General features: G+C 57.9%; 13 protein-coding genes and 1 tRNA gene. 9 read left to right on the forward strand and 5 right to left on the reverse strand.

What is annotated here, in order from left to right:
* Nucleotides 1-29: 29 nt before the first annotated feature.
* The 3 genes from NQ490_RS13555 to NQ490_RS13565 are packed head-to-tail and all read right to left on the reverse strand — an operon-like array spanning nt 30 to nt 2,795.
* Nucleotides 30-728 carry a hypothetical protein gene (locus tag NQ490_RS13555; protein ID WP_007046617.1) on the reverse strand — a complete coding sequence of 233 codons (699 nt, stop codon included), beginning with the start codon at nt 726-728 and terminating at the stop codon, nt 30-32.
* The gene (locus NQ490_RS13560; RefSeq protein WP_007046616.1) at nt 715-2,130 is read right to left on the reverse strand and encodes a sensor histidine kinase; all 1,416 of its coding nucleotides are present in this window, start codon (nt 2,128-2,130) and stop codon (nt 715-717) included. The genes NQ490_RS13555 and NQ490_RS13560 overlap by 14 nt, the downstream gene beginning before the upstream one ends.
* Entirely contained in the window at nt 2,127-2,795 is a 669-nt protein-coding gene (locus NQ490_RS13565) for a response regulator transcription factor (RefSeq protein WP_007046615.1), read from the reverse strand. Before NQ490_RS13565 ends, NQ490_RS13560 begins: the two co-directional genes overlap by 4 nt.
* Before the next feature lie 286 nt (nt 2,796-3,081).
* Between NQ490_RS13565 and clpB the strand changes: the two genes are divergently transcribed.
* The 3 genes from clpB to NQ490_RS13580 all read left to right on the forward strand — a co-directional run bounded on the left by clpB (nt 3,082) and on the right by NQ490_RS13580 (nt 7,190).
* A complete protein-coding gene (gene clpB, locus NQ490_RS13570; RefSeq protein ID WP_007046614.1) occupies nt 3,082-5,694 on the forward strand; it encodes an ATP-dependent chaperone ClpB in 2,613 nt (870 codons plus the stop codon).
* Nucleotides 5,695-5,851: 157 nt separating this feature from the next.
* The gene (locus NQ490_RS13575) at nt 5,852-7,006 is read left to right on the forward strand and encodes a hypothetical protein (RefSeq protein ID WP_040917627.1); all 1,155 of its coding nucleotides are present in this window, start codon (nt 5,852-5,854) and stop codon (nt 7,004-7,006) included.
* Nucleotides 7,007-7,106: 100 nt separating this feature from the next.
* Nucleotides 7,107-7,190, forward strand: a tRNA-Leu gene (locus tag NQ490_RS13580).
* 100 nt (nt 7,191-7,290) lie between these two features.
* Here the strand turns inward: NQ490_RS13580 and NQ490_RS13585 are convergent.
* Entirely contained in the window at nt 7,291-8,490 is a 1,200-nt protein-coding gene (locus NQ490_RS13585) for a hypothetical protein (protein WP_007046612.1), read from the reverse strand.
* 279 nt (nt 8,491-8,769) lie between these two features.
* On the opposite strand from NQ490_RS13585, the gene NQ490_RS13590 reads away from it, so the two are divergent.
* The 6 genes from NQ490_RS13590 (at nt 8,770) to NQ490_RS13615 (ending at nt 16,208) form a co-directional block, all read left to right on the forward strand.
* A complete protein-coding gene (locus NQ490_RS13590; protein WP_040917625.1) occupies nt 8,770-10,275 on the forward strand; it encodes an IMP dehydrogenase in 1,506 nt (501 codons plus the stop codon).
* Between the two features lie 227 nt (nt 10,276-10,502).
* Nucleotides 10,503-11,867, forward strand: a complete 1,365-nt coding sequence (trkA, locus tag NQ490_RS13595) for a Trk system potassium transporter TrkA (protein ID WP_040917624.1) — start codon at nt 10,503-10,505, stop codon at nt 11,865-11,867.
* 10 nt (nt 11,868-11,877) lie between these two features.
* Nucleotides 11,878-13,344 carry a TrkH family potassium uptake protein gene (locus NQ490_RS13600; RefSeq protein ID WP_007046609.1) on the forward strand — a complete coding sequence of 489 codons (1,467 nt, stop codon included), beginning with the start codon at nt 11,878-11,880 and terminating at the stop codon, nt 13,342-13,344.
* A 155-nt stretch (nt 13,345-13,499) separates the two neighbouring features.
* Nucleotides 13,500-14,264, forward strand: coding sequence for a polysaccharide deacetylase family protein (locus NQ490_RS13605; protein ID WP_007046608.1), 765 nt, complete (start codon nt 13,500-13,502; stop codon nt 14,262-14,264).
* A gap of 33 nt (nt 14,265-14,297) precedes the next feature.
* Entirely contained in the window at nt 14,298-14,837 is a 540-nt protein-coding gene (locus tag NQ490_RS13610; protein WP_007046607.1) for a hypothetical protein, read from the forward strand.
* Nucleotides 14,838-14,885: 48 nt separating this feature from the next.
* Entirely contained in the window at nt 14,886-16,208 is a 1,323-nt protein-coding gene (locus tag NQ490_RS13615; protein ID WP_007046606.1) for an alpha-amylase family glycosyl hydrolase, read from the forward strand.
* Between the two features lie 66 nt (nt 16,209-16,274).
* Here NQ490_RS13615 and NQ490_RS13620 read toward each other — a convergent pair whose 3' ends face one another.
* Nucleotides 16,275-17,747 (reverse strand): glutamate synthase subunit beta, encoded by a 1,473-nt coding sequence (locus NQ490_RS13620; RefSeq protein ID WP_007046605.1) that lies wholly within the window; start codon nt 17,745-17,747, stop codon nt 16,275-16,277.
* Nucleotides 17,748-17,759: the final 12 nt, after the last annotated feature.

Raw genomic sequence — 17,759 nt, forward strand, 5'->3', positions numbered from 1 at the left:
TCCAAACATCCTCCCTTTATACTATATAATCACAATCCGGCATAGGCATAAGGCGCCATGGAGGTGACGCTCATGCTGAAGTACCCGCGGTCTATGTTGGCTACCAGATACAGCTGGGCGTCGGCACTGTAATAGGGAGCAGGGGCTCCATAGCCCAACGGCTCGGCGTCCTCCCAGTCAGTAAAGCTGTCCAGCCCCAGCATGGTGCAGTAAGCCGCGGCAACATCGGCAGGAACAAACCCATCCTGCAGGCCAAGATCTCCGTTCACCGCTGTCAGCGTTCCGTATTGGCTGACGGTCAGGGTGAGGTTGCGGCTGTTCTCGTCACTGAAATAGTAGGAAATTTGGTTGCTTTCCAGATCACTCGACAGGCACTGTGTGGCCTGGGTGACCAATTCGTCAGCTGCATTCAAAAAGGATTCGGGCAGCACACCGGCGGTGCGTAAAGCAGCCAGATAAGGTTGTACCTCTTGCCGTGCTGTGACGGATTCGGTGGGCTGCACATAGGGGAGAGCCTCCGTCGGCTGTTGCCGCCAAAAGTACAATTCCCGCGCTACGGCGTTTTCCCGCCCGGCAGCACTCAGAAAGTCGCTGGCCGGGTCGGCACGCCAACAGGAAGCATCCAGCTGGCGGTCTCGCGCGGCAAACCACAAGAAGGGAAGCGCTGTACACAAAATTACCAGCAGGACAGTACCCAGCAGGGGAACCCATCGTTCACGCAGTTTCATTCTTAGCCTCCTTCGCTTTGTGCAATGTGAAAGTCGCCGCGGTCCCGGTTCCCGGGACACTCTCAAAGGAGAGGCGGGTGTCGTGCAGAAGGGCGATGCGTTCGCATAAAGCCAGCCCCATACCACTGCCTCCCTGCTGCCGTGCACGGGATTTGTCCACCATATAAAAAGGTTCGGTGATGCGGGGGAGATCTTCGGCGGGAATGCCGCAGCCGGTGTCCCGCAAGGTGAGGGTGACGGCTTCGTTCTGCTCGGAAACTTCCAACGTGATTTTTCCGTCGGGCGGGGTGGCATGGCGGGCGTTCTGTACCAGGTTGTACAGCAGGTCGCACAGCAGTTCCGGCTGCGCCAGTACGGTGAGCTTGCAGGCAGGCAGTTCCAGCGGCGGTTTTCCGGCGGGGAGTGCCCGGGTCAGCTGGCGGAATACGGTGTCCAGTCGGACGGGTTCCAGGGCAGGCGGCTCGCTGTCATTGAGCCGCATCAGCTCCATCAGGCGACCGCTCAGTGCTTCCAGCCGCTTGCTCTCATGGTAGATGAAATCGGCGGCCTTTTGCCGCGTGGCGGGTGGCACCTCGGTGCCGCGCAGCAGATCGGCATAGCCCAGCATGCTGGTCATGGGGGTCTTCAGTTCGTGGGTAAAGGCGGCAATGAAATCTTCCCGTTCCTGCAGATGGGTCTGCAGGGCGTTGACTTTGTCTTCCACGGCGGCGGCCATCTCGTCAAAGCTGCGGCTCAGCCCGGCAATTTCATCGGATCCGGGCAGGGTGGTACGCCGGTCGTAGGCGCCGGCGGCGATCTCCCGGCTGGCGGTATTCAGCTGCTCCAGGGGGCGGACCATTCGGCGGCAGAGCAGCAAGGCCAGTACAGCGGCGATCGCCAGAGCCAGCGTCTGCCCCAATACGGCATCCCGCAGCCGCAGTGCCCGGTCGGCAAACAGGCTGCCAAGACTCTGGGCGCTCACAAAGGTCAGGCATTGCTCCGGGCAGACGATAAGACCGCTGCTGATCAGGTAGCGTGTGCCGTCTGTCCCGGTGGCTACATGGCTTTCCAGCGCTTCGCTGCCCGGAACATTCTGGGTCAACTCGCTCTGGGCCAGTGTGGCGGGCATGGTGGACGCCAGCGACCGGCCGCTTTCGTCGTAGACGGCCAGCAGCCCGCTGCTGCCCTGCCGGGCCAGGCCGCCCAGGTAACTCCAGGCCCGGACGCTCAGCGGCGTTTGGGCATCGGTGCGCAGCCCGCTTTGGAAGGCCATCGATTCCCGCTGCCATTCCTCCTGTGCGGTCTGCCGGATGTCCTCCAGGGCGCGGTCAAACTGGCGTTCCTGCGTCCAGACGGTGCTCAGGCTCAGCACGATGGCCAGCACACCCAACAGTGCCAGCGTCAGTTTGTGGCCGAATTTCATGGCGTATTTTCCTCCTTTTCCAGGCGATAGCCCACACGGAACACCGTGCAGATCTCGCTTTTCCAGCCCAGCTTTTTGCGCAGCCGGGTGATGCAAAGATCCAGGGGACGGGTGTCAAAAGTGTCGTCGTCGCCCCACAGCCGTTCATAAAGAACTTCCCGGTAGAGTGTCATGCCGCGGTTGCGCATCAGCAGTTCCAGCAGCTCGAACTCCCGCGGGGACAGATGAACCGGTCTGCCATTCTGCAGGACGGTGCGGCCTGCGGGATCCAGATCAACGCCGAAGGCGTGCAGGATCACGTTGGCGCGGCTGGTGCGCCGGAGCACGCTTTCCACCCGGGCCACCAGTTCCAGCGGTTCAAAAGGTTTGGTCAGATAATCGTCGGCACCTTCGTGCAGACCGCGCACCCGGTCTTTCAGGGAGGTTTTGGCCGTGACAAAAATAACCGGCGTGCCCACACTGCGAAGATACCCAAGCAATTCATAACCGTCTACCTTGGGCAGCATAATATCCAGAATGGCCAGTTCGTAATCGTGGTCGGCAATCCGATCAGCGGCGGTCTCGCCGTCGTTGACCTGCTCACAGGTGTACCCGGCTCCGGTCAAGGTCAGTTCGATCAGGTCGGCGATGGGGCGTTCATCTTCTACGATCAGAATGGGGCGCATAGGGGAATTCCTCCTTCGAAGTACTCTCAGTCTACTGTACACTTCTTTCCGACTTCTATCAACCGGCAAAAAAGCCGGGGCATTCACAAAATGTTTTCAATTTTCCTATTGACACACCGTATGGTTGTGGTACAATATTAGCAGTCGGATGCATAGAGTGCTAATTCAAACAAAACGGTGCCTATACCGCGCCGCCATAGAGGTAGACGGGAAAAGAAAGCACTCGATGGCCTCCGTTGCTAATAGATGAATTTGCGTGTATCTGCACGGTAAGGAGGTACGCACTATGAACATGAATCAATTGACGCAAAAAACCATCGAGGCGCTGCAGAGCGCGCAGCGTCTCGCGGTAGAATATTCCAACCAGGCGGTGGAGCAGGAACATGTCCTCGCCGCGCTGGCCCAGCAGCAGGACGGGCTGATCCCGCAGCTGCTCACCAAACTGGGGGCAGACCCCAACGCGTTTGCCCAGGCTGCACTGCAGAAGGTAGAGGCGCTGCCCCGTGTGACCGGCTCCGGCCGGGACCCTGAAAAGGTTTATATTTCCGGCGATCTGGACCGGGCACTGAATGCAGCCGAGGAACAGGCCAAACAGATGAAGGACGAATACATCAGCGTGGAGCATGTATTCCTCGGTATGCTGCGTCGTCCCGGTAAGGCGGCCGGTGAAATTTTCCAGGCGTTCGGTATCACGCAGGAAAACTTCATGAAACAGCTTTCCGCCGTGCGCGGCAACCAGCGGGTGACCAGTGACAATCCGGAATCCACCTACGACGCGCTGAAGAAGTACGGCCAGGATCTGGTGGAGATGGCCCGTGCCAACAAGCTGGACCCGGTGATTGGCCGTGACAGCGAGATCCGCAACGTCATCCGCATACTGTCCCGTAAGCGCAAGAACAACCCGGTGTTGATCGGTGAGGCAGGTGTCGGCAAGACGGCCATCGCCGAAGGTCTGGCCCAGCGGATCGTCCGCGGGGATGTGCCGGAAAACCTGAAGGATCGCACGGTATTCAGTCTGGACATGGGTGCTCTGGTCGCAGGCGCCAAATACCGCGGCGAATTTGAGGAGCGCCTGAAGTCCGTTCTGAACGAAGTCAAAAAGTCCGAGGGCAAGATCATCCTCTTCATCGATGAACTGCACACCATTGTGGGCGCCGGTAAGACCGACGGCGCGATGGATGCCGGCAACCTGCTGAAGCCCATGCTGGCCCGCGGTGAACTGCATTGCATCGGTGCCACCACCCTGGATGAGTACCGTGAATATATTGAAAAAGACCCTGCGCTGGAGCGTCGTTTCCAGCCGGTTATGGTCAATGAACCCACAGTGGAGGATACCATCTCCATCCTGCGTGGCCTGAAGGAACGCTATGAGGTGTTCCACGGTGTCAAGATTCAGGACGGGGCGCTGATCGCGGCGGCTACGCTGTCCGACCGGTATATCACTGACCGGTTCCTGCCCGATAAGGCCATCGACCTGGTGGATGAAGCCTGTGCCATGGTCAAGACCGAACTGGATTCCATGCCGGCCGAACTGGATGAGATGAACCATCGGATCACCCAGCTGCAGATCGAGGAAGCTTCGCTGAAGAAGGAAACCGACGAACTGTCCAAGCAGCGTCTGGCGGCTCTGGAAAAGGAGATGGCGGAACTGCGGGACAGCTTCAACAGCAAGAAGGCCCAGTGGGAGAACGAGAAAAACGCCATCAACAAGGTGCAGAGTCTGCGCGCCGAGGTGGAATCCACCAAAGCGGAGATCGAAAAGGCGACTCGCACCGGCGATTACGCCAAGGCCGGCGAACTGCAGTACGGCAAGCTGCCCAATCTGCAGAAGGAGCTGGAAGCGGAGGAAAAGCTGGCCAACGAGAAGAAGGAAGCCAGCCTGCTGCGTGATCGCGTGACCGACGAGGAGATCGCCCGTATTGTGGCGCGCTGGACCGGTATTCCGGTGGCCAAACTGGTGGAAGGTGAGCGCGAGAAACTGCTGCGTCTGCCCGATGTGCTGCATCAGCGGGTCATCGGCCAGGACGAGGCAGTCCAGAAGGTTTCCGACGCCATCCTGCGTTCCCGCGCCGGTATTGCCAACCCCAACCGGCCCATCGGCAGTTTCCTGTTCCTGGGTCCCACCGGTGTCGGCAAGACCGAGCTGGCCAAAGCGCTGGCCCAAGCCCTGTTTGACGATGAAAAGAATATGGTCCGTATCGACATGACCGAGTATATGGAGAAATTCAGTGTCTCGCGTCTGATCGGTGCGCCTCCGGGATATGTGGGGTATGAGGAGGGCGGTCAGCTCACCGAAGCGGTGCGCCGTCATCCCTACAGCGTGGTCCTCTTTGATGAGGTGGAAAAGGCTCATCCCGATGTCTTCAACATCCTGCTGCAGGTATTGGACGATGGCCGTATCACCGACAGCCAGGGCCGCACGGTGGACTTCAAGAATACCGTCATCATCCTGACTTCCAACCTGGGCTCCGACCTGATTCTGGAAGATCTGGAAAAGAGCCGTGCCAACGGCAGCAATGAGCTGTCCGATGAGGCGAAGAATGCCATCGATCAACTGCTCAAGCGGCAGTTCCGTCCGGAGTTCCTCAACCGTCTGGATGATATTGTCTACTACAAGAGCCTGACCAAGCAGGAGATCGGTTCCATTGTGGATCTGATGCTCACCGACCTGCGCCGCCGTCTGGAAGACAAGCAGCTGCATCTCGATGTGACGGAGGCCGCCAAGAACGCCATCATCGACGGCGGGTACGACCCGATCTACGGCGCCCGTCCGCTGAAGCGGTATATCCAGTCCCATGTGGAGACGATGATCGCCAAGGAGATCATCGCCGGTGCCCATGGAGCAGGCGATACGCTGACGGTAGACGCCGATAACACCGGCCGCCTGTATCTGCGGTAATATCCGTATACCCTTCTGCATCTGGCAAAGCGTTACGCTTTGCCAGATGCATTTTTGTTTGTCAAAATGGGGTATTTGCTTTTGGCAGTTCTGCCCATTGACGCTCTTTTGCAGGAACCTGTACAATGAAATCAGACAGCAAAGGGGGGCGAAGAAGATGAAACGGAGTTTCTACCGGCAGGTGGCGTTGGCGCTGGCTGGGGTGATGCTGATTGCCTTGACAGGCTGTCAGAGGGATCCGGCTTCTGCAGCGCATACGGAAGAAATTTCCACTGAAACAGCAGAAAGCGCGGCACCCGAGCAGACGCCGGAGGCGGCAGAAAACGAGAGCGCCGTCGAGCAGACCTCTGAACCGTCGCTGCCGGACCCGGAAGGCGCCGCTGTTTTCACCTATGAACAGTGCGAGGATGCGGCGCTGCGGGCCCAGCAGTACTGGTATGCCGATATGACCACCGGTCCGGCATCCTATCGCTACGCCCTGGTGGACAGTGTGGCTGCGTCGGTGGTGCCCTACGAAACTTGTATATACAATGACCAATTGTTGACAATGATGTCTTATGGAGAGGTGGGGGAACGGGCACTGGATCGTGTTTATGCCGGAACCGATCTTCTGGTGGAGGTCTACTTTTATGTGGAATATGAACCGGAAACTTACTATCAGGGGCCTCAATACGGGGACGGCCTGACCGCAGTGTATATTCTGGTGCCTGCAGACACCACGCAGCCCTGTGAGATAATCAGCGGTTGGCATAATGCTCAGAATGGTGAAAAAATGCCCCGACCGGGGCAGACGATGATGGCGGAAGGTCTGACAATTTACCAGTCCCGTATGGTGCTGCATCAGTGTCAGGCCATGGCCGCTGCAGGGCTGCGGGAATTTACCTCACCTGCCGACTGGACCGAGGAGGAACTCTATCGCTATCTGTATTACCGGGGCCAGGATTTTGGCATCGAGGAGGATACCTGGCAGAATGCAAGGAGAGCGATAACAGAGGGAAACCGGATTCTGACCATCGACTTTACCGCAGAGGATGATTGGAGCGGCAACCAGCGGTTTCTGTCGGCAGAGTGGCCGGGCTTTGCCGCGAAAAATATCGAAGCTTATACGTCCGGATTGGACAGTGGTTCGGTGCCGGGGTATCAGGGACAGAACACCGGCTGGCAGTTCGGATGGGATGGCGATACGCTGGTAGCCAAACTCAGCAGCGAAGCCGGATACACTGCGCAGGAATATCGCTTCCAGACTTGTGAAGGCTTTTCCCCCTGGAATGGACGCACGTTCTGCGTAGAGGGCAAACCGTTGGACGGATGACTTGTCGGTGCTCCGGAAGAGCTGCTGGAAAAACCTGCAAAAAAGGGCTTGACTTATCTGTCAGCTTTGTGCTAAAATATCCCTTGCAGTTAAGCTGTGAGCGGAAGTGCTGGAATCGGCAGACAGGCACGTTTGAGGTGCGTGTGTCCATGACGTGTGGGTTCAAGTCCCATCTTCCGCACCAACAAAAAGCGATGTAACCAGGGTTACATCGCTTTTTGTTTTAGTTTTATATGAACAGACAAAGGAAACCCGCGGTACGAGTGACTCGCACCGCGGGTTTGCTATCTCTGTCGGGTTCGCCGGCAAAGGACCGGCAGTGGCTCTTCGGAAGATTTCCCGGAGCCTGTAAAGAATACGCAGGGGGCCAACAGGAGGAAGGGGTCTGCTGAGAGCAAAAACGGTTTGTTTTCCATGAACAGATAGAGTGTCAATGCCACCAGGCAGAGAATCTCAGTGGCATGACGATGCTTGGCCAACCGCCACAGGAGCAGCAGGAAGAAAACCGCGATCAGAATCGCACCGAGGTAGCCCTTGTTCATGGGAATTGCCAGGAAGGTGTTGTCGATGGCACTGTGTTCGTCGCCGTCTGTGGGCAAACCGCCCAGCCAGGAAAGTTTGGAGCCCCAGAACACATTGTGCCAGATCTCGAACCGGCCGGAGAGAAAAATGCTCAGCAAAAGCAGTGCCATCCGCTCGTAGGGCCATTCGGGGTTGTACACATATCCGGCATAATGGCTGAAGGCGGCCAGCACCACCGGCAGGGCCAGAACCAGGGTATACCAGATCCGGTTATCGAAGAGGCGGGGCACAAACCGCTGCACTGCAAAGAGCACCAGCAGGGCAGCCATGGCGCCGGCAGCGCCGCGGCTGCCGGGCACCTTGTAGGTGAATACAAACAGGGCAGCCAATCCGGCCCAGTCGAACCAGCGCAGCCGGTCGTGCCGCAGCCAGGCCCAGGCGAAGAAGACGCCCACCAGACGGGCACCGAAACCATTGTAATGACCGTAACCAAAATCCCAGTTGCGGCAGTAAAAATTGTAGGGCATCAGCGGCGTGGCAAAATGCAGCAGTTGTACAAACACAAGCCCTGCGGCTGCCGCAACCAGATAGGTCCGCAGGGCGCCGCGCAGATCGATATCCTTGGCGCCGAGCCCCACCAGAGCGGCCAGGAAAAACCAGACGTCGTCACCGTGCCAGGCAGCAAACGCCGTGTAGAGCAGAACCAGTCCTGCCAGAATCGGCTGCCACCGATGTTCGTAGTCGGTGAGCAGAACAACTTTGGCGCCCAGCAGCAGGACGGCACCGCCGGTCAGGGCAAGGCGTGCCAGATGGCTGAGAGCGGGCAGCGTAGCCTGAATATTGGAACTGAACACCTCGGACAGAATCAGGAGCAGAACCAGGGCTGCACAGAAAATGCGCTGCGCCCAAGCCTGCCGCCGAGTCTGTCCCGGGTCCAAGAACTTGCAATGGTGCAATAGCATAGGGAAAAATCCTTTCGTTGGAATGGGCCTATTATACCATAAAATCAGCGCGCCGCAAACTCCCTGCGCTGCGCGGTTAGAACCGTGAAAAATGAAGTCGTACTTTTCGGAATGGCTTTGGTGCAAATTCAACAACTTTCGCGGTTCCCGTGCAAGAAAGATTTTCGTGAAATCTTTTGTGTTTTGTCCGCGAATGTGGTACAATCTTCCTAATCACATAAAAACAATGGTTCTGTGTTCATGGGACCTTGGAAATCAGGAAGTCAGGAGAGTGCATTTATGGCGTATTATTTTTCCGAACCGTCTCGTACCTTTGGTGAATATCTGCTCGTCCCCGGCTATTCCTCTTCGGAATGCGTGCCGATGGCTGTCAGCCTCAAGACCCCGCTGGTAAAGTACCGCAAAGGGGAGGAAGAGTGCCCCCTGGAAATGAACATCCCGATGGTTTCTGCCATCATGCAGTCCGTTTCCGGCGAGAAGCTGGCCATCGCGCTGGCCAAGCAGGGCGGTGTTTCGTTCATCTATGGTTCGCAGACCATTGAGCAGGAAGCGGATATGGTACGCCGTGTGAAAGCCTATAAAAAGGGTTTTGTCACTTCCGACTCCAACCTGCCGCCGGAGGCGACTCTCGGCGATGTGCTGGACCTGAAGACCCGCACCGGTCACTCCACCGTGGCCATCACTGATGACGGCACGGCCCACGGCAAGCTGCTGGGTATTGTGGCTTCCCGTGACTATCGTCTGTCCCGCATGACCCACGACCTCAAGGTCACCGAGTTTATGACGCCGCTGGACAAGCTGGTCACGGCCCCCGCTACTACCAGCCTGCATGACTGCAACGACATCATCTGGGATAACAAGATCAACTCTCTGCCTCTGGTGGATGAGGAAGGCCATCTGCAGTATATGGTCTTCCGCAAGGACTACGACTCCCACAAGGAAAACGTCAACGAACTGCTGGACGCCAACAAGAGCTATGTGGTCGGCGCCGGCATCAACACCCGCGACTACGCCGAGCGCGTTCCCGCGCTGGTGGAAGCCGGTGTGGACGTGCTCTGCATCGACTCCTCCGAGGGCTTCAGCGAGTGGCAGTCCCGCACCATCGACTGGATCCGTGAACATTACGGCGACAAGGTAAAGGTTGGCGCTGGCAACGTGGTGGACCGCGATGGCTTTATGTTCCTGGCCAAGGCAGGTGCCGACTTCGTCAAGATCGGTATCGGCGGTGGTTCTATCTGCATCACCCGTGAGACCAAGGGCATCGGCCGCGGTCAGGCTACGGCGGTCATCGAGGTCGCCAAAGCCCGCGATGAGTATTATAAGGAAACTGGCATCTATGTGCCCATCTGCTCCGACGGCGGCATTGTGCAGGACTATCACATCACGCTGGCGCTGGCCATGGGTGCGGACTTCGTCATGCTGGGCCGTTACTTCGCCCGTTTTGACGAATCCCCCACGAACAAGCTGCGTGTGGGCGGCAACTATGTGAAGGAATACTGGGGCGAGGGTTCCAACCGTGCCCGCAACTGGCAGCGGTATGACCTGGGTGGCGCCCAGAAGCTGAGCTTTGAGGAAGGCGTCGACTCTTACGTGCCCTACGCCGGACCGTTGGCGGACGGTGTGCAGACCACCCTGTACAAGGTGCGTTCCACCATGTGCAACTGCGGTGCGCTCTCCATCCCCGAACTGCAGGAGAAGGCCCGCCTGACCGTGGTTTCTTCCACTTCCATCGTGGAAGGCGGCAGCCATGACGTCATTCTGAAGAACAATGTGCAGAACAGCTGATTGAACCAGAACATCTGAACCATTCGCAATACGGCTTTTCCACGTGGGAAGGCCGTATTTTTTTGCCCGCGGAGGAATGAAAATTTGATGGCGCAGGGCTTTGCCATACATTCAGGGAAAGCCCTATTGCTTTTTTTGTCCGCTTTGTTATAATTAAACCTGATAACGTAAAAAATGCTCCCATTTGACGGTAGATGGGAACACAGGAAAAGAGAAGGAGTAACGCTATGAGAATCGTGGTCGTCGGCCTGGGAAAGGTCGGCCGTGCCCTGACGGCGCAGCTTGCCGGGGAGGGACACGATCTTGTCGTCATCGACCAGAATTCGGAGATCATCGACAATATCGTCAACATCTATGATGTGCGAGGAGTGGCCGGCAACGGCGGTTGCTACGGTGTACAGAAGGAGGCGTTCGAGGAAGGGGCCGATCTGCTGATTGCCACTACCTCCAGCGATGAGATCAACATTCTCTCCTGTCTGGTTGCCAAAAAGATCGGTACGCGGCATACCATTGCCCGTATCCGCAATCCGGAATACGCCAAACAGCTGCGCTTTATGCGCGGAGAACTGGGCCTTTCCATGGTCATCAATCCGGAGCAGGCCACCGCGCGGGAAATTGCCCGTGTGCTGCGTTTCCCCAGTGCCATCAAGCGGGAGCAGTTCTGCCGCCAGCGGTTTGAACTGGTGGAATACCGCATCGGTCCGGACAATCCGCTGGTGGGCATGCCGCTGACGGATCTGTACCGCAATATCCGCGTCAAAATCCTGATTTGTGCAGTGGCCCGCGGCCAGGAGACCATCATTCCCTCCGGCTCCTTTGAATTGCAGGCGGGGGACAAGATCTATCTGACAGCTTCCCCCCGGGATCTGGAAACTTTCTTCCGCAAACTGCATCTGTTCAAGGAACGTGCCAACAACATTATGATTGTGGGCGCCGGCCGTATGACCTACTATTTGGTCCGGGAGCTGCAGGATGCCCAGAAGCGGCTGACCGTCATCGACAACAATCTCCAGCGCTGCCAGGATATGAGCGAAAAGTTTCCCGGCGTGCTGGTCATCCACGGAGACGGTGCCGACAGTGAACTGCTCAGCGAGGAACGCATCGATGAGATGGACGCCTTTGTAGCGCTGACCGGTATGGATGAGACCAACATCATCCTGGCGATGTATGCTTCCCAGTTCAATGCCTGCAAGGTGGTGGCCAAGATCAACCGGCCGTCTTTCGCGGATCTGGCGGCGGCCAACAATCTGGTAGACAGCGTCGTTTCCACGGCGGCGGTCACCAGCGAAGCCATTGCCCGTTACGTGCGCGCCATGCAGAACAGCATTGATTCCGACAACATCAAGACGCTGCATCGCCTGGTGGGCGGCCGGGTCGAAGCACTGGAATTCAACGTGGGGGCCGGCCTGCCGTTTATCGGTAAGCCGTTGAAAGAACTGCAGTTCAAGGACGGACTGCTCATTGCCGGCATTGTGCGGCGCAATGGTCAGACCGTTATCCCCTCCGGCGACGATGCGCTTTCCGAGGGGGATGACGTGGTCGTCGTCACCACCGACACTACGCTGCACGCGCTGCGCGATATTGTAAAGTGAGGCGCCAGGCATGAACTATAAAATGGTTGGTTTTGTCCTGGGGCGTATCTTCTGGATCGAAGCGGTGCTGATGCTCTGTCCGATGGCCTGTTCGGCGCTGTACGGGGAATGGAATATCGTGCTGGCATTCCTGTGGCCGGCGTTGGCGCTCACGCTGCTGGGTATTTTGCTCAGTCACCGGCAGCCCCGCAACACCACGATCTACGCCCGGGACGGCCTTGTCATCGTGGCGCTGGTCTGGGTGCTCATGTCGGTGTTCGGAGCGCTGCCTTTCATGATCTCGGGAGAAATCCCGTCCTTCTTTGACGCCTTTTTTGAGATGGTTTCGGGATTCACCACCACTGGCTCCACCATCCTCACCGATGTGGAAGCTATGAGCAAGGGACTTCTGTTCTGGCGCAGTTTTTCCCACTGGGTGGGCGGCATGGGTGTGCTGGTCTTCGCCATGGCGATCCTGCCCATGACAGATGGCCGTGCCATGCACCTGATGCGCGCGGAGGTCCCCGGGCCCACCGTGGGTAAGATCTCCAGCAAACTGCGGGACAGTGCCAAGATCCTCTATGAGATCTATTTTGCGCTGACCGTGGTGGAAGTGGTGATCCTGTGTGTGGGCGGCATGCCGTTGTATGATGCACTGATCCATTCCTTTGGTACTGCCGGTACCGGTGGGTTCAGCAACCGGGCCCTCAGCGTAGGGGCTTACCAGAACCCCTTCTTTGAAGTGGTCATCGGTGTCTTTATGCTTTTGTTCGGCATCAATTTCAATCTGTACTACTTTATCTTGCTGCGCCATTTCAAGGAAGCCTTCCACTCGGAGGAACTGCGGGTCTATCTGGGAATTGTGGCGTTTTCCACCATCACCATCACCATCAACATCGCCAGTCTGTATGACAATGTGGGGACCGCATTGCGCACTGCTTTCTTCCAGGTGGCATCCATCGTTACCACTACCGGCTATGCCACCACGGATTTCAATCTCTGGCCGAACTATTCCCGCACAGTGTTGGTGCTGCTCATCTTCATTGGCGCCTGCGCAGGTTCTACGGCCGGCGGATTGAAGGTCTCCCGAATTATTATTTTCTTCAAGGCAGCCCGGCAGGATCTGAACAAAATGCTGCACAGCCACGCCATCACTTCCATCCGGTTCGAGGGCAAGGCACTGGACGAAAAAACGCTGCGCGGCGTGCACAACTACTTCAACATCTATATGCTGCTGTTCTCGGCTTCGGTGCTGCTGGCATCCCTCGACGGATTCGATCTGGTCACCACTTTTACGGCGGTGGCAACCTGCTTCAACAATGTGGGCCCTGGTCTGGAGCTGGTGGGCCCGATGGGCTCCTTTGCGGATTTCTCCGACCCGGTCAAGCTGCTGCTTTCCTTTGATATGCTGGCGGGTCGCCTGGAATTGTATCCCATTCTGGCCCTCTTCTCGCCGCGGCTGTGGCGTAAGCGTCCCGTCAATCCCTTGCACGGGTAAATCGTTTTCCCGAACCCTGCCCTTTCTTCGGAAAGGACAGGGTTTTATTTTGTCCACCGCCCGCATAGGCTGTAGCAAAACGCCGGGAGGAGGGACCTGTCATTCGTTACGATCGCCGACAGGAGGAACTGCACCAGAAACTGCTGGCCTGGAGTGTGCTGGGGCTGCTGCTGGCCATTCTGGCCGCGGTGGTGCATCTTTTGTATCATCAGGAATTCGCCGACACGGACATCCCCAACGACTGCTTTGCGGTGGCGGCTGCTACGAGGGAAACGGCATTGCCCAAACAGGTCTGCCTGACCTTTGACGATGGCCCCAGTGTAAACACCCGTCCCATTCTGGAAATCCTCGCCAGGGAAAAGGTCCCTGCAACATTTTTTGTTTGTGCCCAGGATATCAATCAGGAATATCTGCCGATGGTCCGCACCATTGTGCAGCAGGGCCACCAGGTGGCGATGCACAGCGCCAGTCACCGTTATGCGAAGATCTACCAGAGCAGTGAGGCGTTCTGGCAGGATATCAAGACTTTGCGGCAGGCACTGGAACCGTACCTTTCGCTGGAAGACCTGACCTGGCTGCGGTTTCCCGGCGGCAGCACCAATACCGTCAGTCACCGGTATGGAGGCAGTGGTATCATGAAGGAACTCAAAGCCGAAACGGAGGAAAAGGGGTGGCACTGGATTGACTGGAATGTCTGCGGGGAGGATGCCACAGCATCCCACCCGGATGCTGACAGGATCCTGCGCAACATTCAGGAAGATGCAAAAGATCTTGCCACCTGTGTGGTACTGCTGCACGACACCAGGGCGACCGCTCAGACAGTGGAGGCTCTTCCGCAGATTATTGCGTGGTTCCGTGAAGAAGGCTATACTTTTTGTACGGTGGAACAGCTGGCAGAATTGCAAAGCGCCGGGGAATAGGGTATAATAACTGCGAAAGCAGGTGAAACCCGAATGCGCAAGACCGAAAGCCAGAAGATTGCCCTCTGCGGAGTGCTGGGGGCACTCTCGGTGGTGATGATGCTGTTGGGGGCTGCCTTGCAGATCGGCACGTATGCGGCGCCGATGCTGGCTTCTTTCCTGCTGATTCCGGTGCTGGAGGAATATGGCGCCCGGTATGCGCTGCTTCTGTACGGGACCGCCGCGGTGCTGGGACTGCTGCTGGTGCCGGAAACGGAACTGGCCTTATTTTATGCGCTGGTGGTGGGATACTATCCGGTGCTGCGCCGCGCATTGTGGAAGCTGAAGCCGGCCGCGCTGCGCTGGACGGTGAAACTGGTGGTTTTCAATGCCGCCACGGTGATCGTTTATGGCCTGCTGTTTGCCTTGCTGGGGCCGGTTGTCCTGCAGGAACTTACGGCGGAGGGCCCGGGAATCCTGGCACTGCTGCTGGCTCTGGGCAACCTTTCCTTCTTTTTATGTGACCGTGCGCTGGGCGCCGTGACGGTGTATTATCGTCGCGTGCTGCGCCGGCGGGTACGGCGTTTTTTCTGACGGCAGAGCGGGGAAAGCGCCCCGCTGAAAATAATAGGAGGACAAACTATGTGGTACAATGAAGCTGTGGTCTATCAGATCTACCCGCTGGGACTCTGCGGTGCGCCGCTGCAAAATGACGGAGATACGGCCCAGTCGGAACAGCACCGGTTGTTGCGGGTGTTGGACTGGGTGGAGCATATCCGGGATCTGGGGGCTACCTGTGTGCTCTTCAACCCGCTGTTTGAGAGCGACGCCCACGGGTACGACACCCGGGATTATACCAAGGTGGATTGCCGCCTGGGCACCAACGAGGATCTGAAGAAGGTCGTGGATGCACTGCATCAGGCGGGCATCCGGGTGCTGCTGGACGGTGTATTCAACCATGTGGGCCGTGGTTTCTGGGCGTTCCGGGATGTACAGGAAAAAAAGTGGGACAGCCCTTACAAAGATTGGTTCCACATCAGTTTTGACGGCAATACCAATTACAACGATGGTTTCTGGTACGAGGCATGGGAAGGCTGCAATGAGCTGGTGAAGCTCAACCTCCAGAACCCGGCGGTGAAACAGTATCTGTTTGACGTGGTGCGCGGCTGGGTCAGGGACTATGACATCGACGGTCTGCGTCTCGACGTGGCCTACTGCCTGGATCTGGGGTTCCTGGCGGAACTGCGCTCTCTGGCCAATGAAGTCAAGCCGGAGTTTGTGCTGGTGGGTGAGACGCTGCATGGCGATTATAACCGTTGGATGAATGACCATGCCTGCCACAGCGTAACCAACTACGAGTGCTACAAGGGGCTGTATTCCAGCTTCAACACCGGCAATATGCACGAAATCAGCTATAGTCTCAACCGGCAGTTCGGCTCGGAGCCCTGGTGCCTTTATACCGGCAAGCACCTGCTCAGTTTTGTGGACAACCACGACGTCACCCGTGTGGCGACGATTCTGACCGACAAGGCGTGCCTCAGGCCGCTGTATGGCCTGCTCTTTGGTATGCCGGGTGTTCCGGCGATCTACTACGGCAGTGAGTGGGGGATCGAAGGCGACAAGAAAAACGGCGATCCCACCCTCCGCCCGGCCATTGAGAAGCCGGAAGAAAACGAGCTGACGCAGTGGATTTCGCTGCTGGCCCAGGCTCGTACGTCCAGCCCAGCCCTCTGCAACGGCAGCTACCGCAATGTGTTGGTGCAGCCCAAACAACTGATCTTTGAGCGCCGCACCGACGAGGAACGGGTCCTGGTGGCGATCAATGCTGACGGTGCACCGTATGTGGCCCACTTTGATGCGGGCTGCGGTATGGCGATGGATCTCATCACCGGGGAGCCCCATGACTTTGGCGGCGGCAGTGAATTGCCTCCCTACAGCTGCGCTTTCTGGAAGATGGAACGCTGAGTCTTTTTCCTATAACAAAAAACGCCCTGCGAAGGAATTCCTTCGCAGGGCGTTTTTCTTTGCAATTTACAGGTTGGTATAGCCCATCAGGCTCTTATCCACCACGGCGGCCGTGTCGCGGCCCTCCCGCAGGGCCCAGACAACCAGGCTCTGACCACGGCGCATATCGCCGCAGGCAAAGACACCGGGAACATTGGTGGCATAGTGGTCATCTGCCACTACGCCGCGGGCCGTCAGATCCACGCCGAAGGCGTCGGCTACGTAGGATTCACAACCCACAAAACCCGCGGCAATCAGAACGAGATCGCAGTCCACACTGAATTCTTCACCGGTGGGGACCATCTGGCGGCGTCCGTCCACGACCTGGCTCTCCAGCTTTTCCAGCAAAGCACCACAGACCTGCCCGGCTTCGTTCTTATAGAACTCCTTCACGGTGGTCTGATAGACGCGGGGATCGCTGCCGAACTTGGCGATGGCTTCCTGCTGACCGTAGTCCGTCTTCAACACACGGGGCCATTCCGGCCAGTCATTGCCGGGCGCACGTTCGGCGGGCGGGCAGGGCATCATTTCCAACTGCAGCACACTCTCGCAGCCCTGGCGGATGGCCGTACCCACACAGTCGTTGCCGGTATCGCCGCCGCCGATGACCAGCACCCGCTTGCCTTCGGCGCTGATGGCCTTGCCGTCAGCAAAGTTGGAATCCAGCAGACTGCGGGTCACGCTGGTCAGGTAATCCACCGCAAAGTAGATGTTGCCCGCGTCCCGGCCCGGAGCGTTGATGTCACGGGCCTGCTTGGCACCGCAGCAGAGCACCACGGCGTCGTACTGGGACTTCAGATCTTCGGCACTGATATTGCCGCCTACATTGGCGTTCATGACAAATTCGATGCCTTCGTCCTGCAGGATCTTCACACGACGGTCGATGACCCATTTCTCCAGCTTCATGTTGGGGATGCCGTACATCAGCAGGCCGCCCACGCGATCCTCGCGCTCATAGATGGTGACCCTGTGACCGCGCTTGTTCAGAAGATCGGCCACCGAGAGGCCGGCGGGGCCGGCGCCCACGACCGCAACCTTTTTGCCGGTGCGGGTCGGCGGAGGAACCGCATGGATGGCACCGCTTTCATAGCCGTATTCCACGATGGCCCGTTCGTTCTCCTTGACGGTGACCGGGTCGCCGGTGGTCATGCCGCAGGTGCAGGCAGCCTCGCACAGGGCGGGGCAGACCCGGCTGGTGAATTCGGGGTAGCGGTTGGTGGCAATCAGACGATGCACCGCCAGATTCCACTTGCCCTGGTAGATCAGGTCATTCCATTCAGGGATCAGGTTGTTCAGCGGGCAGCCGCTGAACATACCGCCCAGCAGCATACCGCTCTGGCAGAAGGGAACACCGCAATCCATGCAGCGTGCACCCTGTGCCTGCTGTTCTTCCGCCAGAAGGGGCAGATGAAACTCCTTGAAATTCTGAATACGTTCTTCAGGCGGCAGTTCCAGGCTGTTCTGCCGCTTGATCTCCATAAATCCTGTCGGTTTACCCATTGCAGTCTGCCT

Origin of the sequence: Subdoligranulum variabile (assembly GCF_025152575.1) — a bacterium.
In the GTDB taxonomy this organism is placed as follows: Bacteria; Bacillota; Clostridia; order Oscillospirales; family Ruminococcaceae; genus Gemmiger; species Gemmiger variabilis.